The sequence below is a fragment of the Lactobacillus sp. UMNPBX12 genome (genome assembly GCF_002553955.1).
GTDB lineage: Bacteria > Bacillota > Bacilli > Lactobacillales > Lactobacillaceae > Lactobacillus > Lactobacillus crispatus.
In genome coordinates this window covers 1-1,997 of sequence record NZ_PCYY01000054.1, presented here as the reverse complement: position 1 = coordinate 1,997, position 1,997 = coordinate 1, and the positions used below count along the sequence as shown (strand labels likewise).

Below are 1,997 nucleotides of genomic sequence, written 5' to 3'. Positions count from 1 at the left end.
AAATTAAAAGCTCATCGAACAGCTAACAACAGACGATTTTACTATCAATCAGAGCTTGATCAGTATTTAGGCCTTGATCATAACGAGCCCATTGATAAACGCAAAATTGTGGCTTACGCGCGGGTATCTTCCAATGGGCAAAAAGACGATTTAAAAGATCAAGTTGCTTTTTTAAGGCAATTCTTGAATGCTAGAGGCATTATCGCCGATGAATATATCTCAGATATTGGATCGGGCTTAAACTATAAACGTCCTAAATGGCTTAAGTTGATCAAAGACATCGATGCAAATCAGATTAAAGAGATCTACGTTACTTATGAAGATCGCTTTATCCGTTTTGGCTTTAAGTTCTTTCAAGAATTTTGTGCTTGGCATGACTGTAAGATAATCGTCTTAAACAATGAGGATACTTCGCCAGATAAGGAGCTAGTGGAAGACTTAATTAGCGTTATTCATGTTTTTTCATGCCGTCTTTATGGACTGAGAAGGTATAAAAACAAAATAAAGAACGATCCTAATTTAAAAGAATAAGCGATGCATCTATAAAAGGAGGTGGATAAAATGCCAGAATACTATATAAAAACCAAATCCTATGAGCTGTTTCCCAACAAACAGATGAAGGCTGTTTTTGATCGCAATTGCGATTATCGGAGATTCTGCTGGAATGAAGCCTTGGCTTTGTGGAATGACGAATACGACATTAGGCAGCTGATGCTTGATAAAGAGATCAAAGCTGAACTGCGAAAGGCCAAGAGTCAACGCAAATTTACTGCCGAACAAGAAGAAATGCTTGCCAGCTATCCTGCGCCTAATTGGAAAGCCATCAGGAATAAACTAGTGGCAGAAAAAGAAGACTGGCAATTTAGCTATTCAGCCCATCTATTGCAGCTAGCCGTACAGGATTTGGGCAAAGCCTGGCAAAATTTTTTCAATAAGGCTCAAAAAGATTGGGGCAAGCCTAAATTTAAATCTAAGCGGGCTCCCAAGCAAGGCTTCAAGAGCGACCAAGCTAGAATTGTTAATGGCAAGCTGGTTTTGGAAAAGCCTCAAGGGTTGAAAGCAAATTGGCAACCAATAAAATTGTCAGAAAAGCCTTTTGATTATCCTACAGGAACAATGTCTTTCTATCGAGTAAGGGATAGGTATTATGTGGCAATTCCATATAAGATCCCCAAAGATAGGTTCGAAGTCAAAAAGAAAACAGGCAAAGCGACCGGGGTAGATATAAACGTAGGCCATTTCAATTATGAAGATGGTCAGCTTTTGATTATTCCTAAGTCTTTGACCAAAATATACAGCAAAATAAAGCATTATCAAAAGCAGCTGGCAAAGAAGCGAACAGTCAACGGTAGAATTAAAGGTGCGCAAAGCAAGAAATACTTGAAGACGAGAATCAAGCTTCAGGCATCCTATCAGCGTGCCCAAAACATTCAAACGGATTTAATGCATAAATTTACTACTGAACTGGTAAACAATTATGATCAAATAGCGATTGAAGATCTGGAAGTCAAAGGCATGCTTATGAGCCATGTGGCTTCAAAAGGCATGCATCGAAGCATGTTTGGCTTGTTTAGAAAGCTTTTAACATATAAATGCGAATGGTATGGTAAAGAACTGATTATTGCCAACAAGCTATATCCATCAACGCAAAGATGCGCAGCATGCGGCTTGGTCAAAAAAGGCGATGAAAAGATCACGCTGCAGGGCAATAAAAAGCATGGCACCAAGCATAACGAGTTTGTCTGTTATAATCCTAGCTGTCCTAATTACAATAAAAAGGTTGATCGCGACGAAAATGCCATGGCCAACCTAACGCTGCTAGTAAAGCATCCAGAGTTAAATCGAGCCTTATAAGATAATTGCGGGCGAGGCTACGTCCGAAAAAATGCCAAAAGAGATAGTCAATGCGATTACTTCTAAATTGAAATATCGGAATACTAGCGTAGACGTTGGTAAGAGAAATGGAAAGCACGAATAGTCCAAAATGTATGAAAATA

The 1,997-nt window shown here is 39.0% G+C and carries 2 protein-coding genes; both read left to right on the top strand.

Annotated elements, in window-relative coordinates; all coding sequences use genetic code 11:
* Positions 1-531 (top strand): IS607 family transposase (locus CP363_RS10415; protein WP_098036221.1); only part of this gene is annotated, 531 nt, incomplete at its 5' end.
* A 30-nt stretch (positions 532-561) separates the two neighbouring features.
* A complete protein-coding gene (locus CP363_RS10410) occupies positions 562-1,854 on the top strand; it encodes an RNA-guided endonuclease TnpB family protein (protein WP_098036220.1) in 1,293 nt (430 codons plus the stop codon).
* Positions 1,855-1,997 lie beyond the last annotated feature (143 nt).

Bases quoted from the DNA above. Each gene is read 5' to 3' on its own strand.
- CP363_RS10410 (WP_098036220.1), top strand. From the start codon at position 562: ATGCCAGAATACTATATAAAAACCAAATCCTATGAGCTGTTTCCCAAC.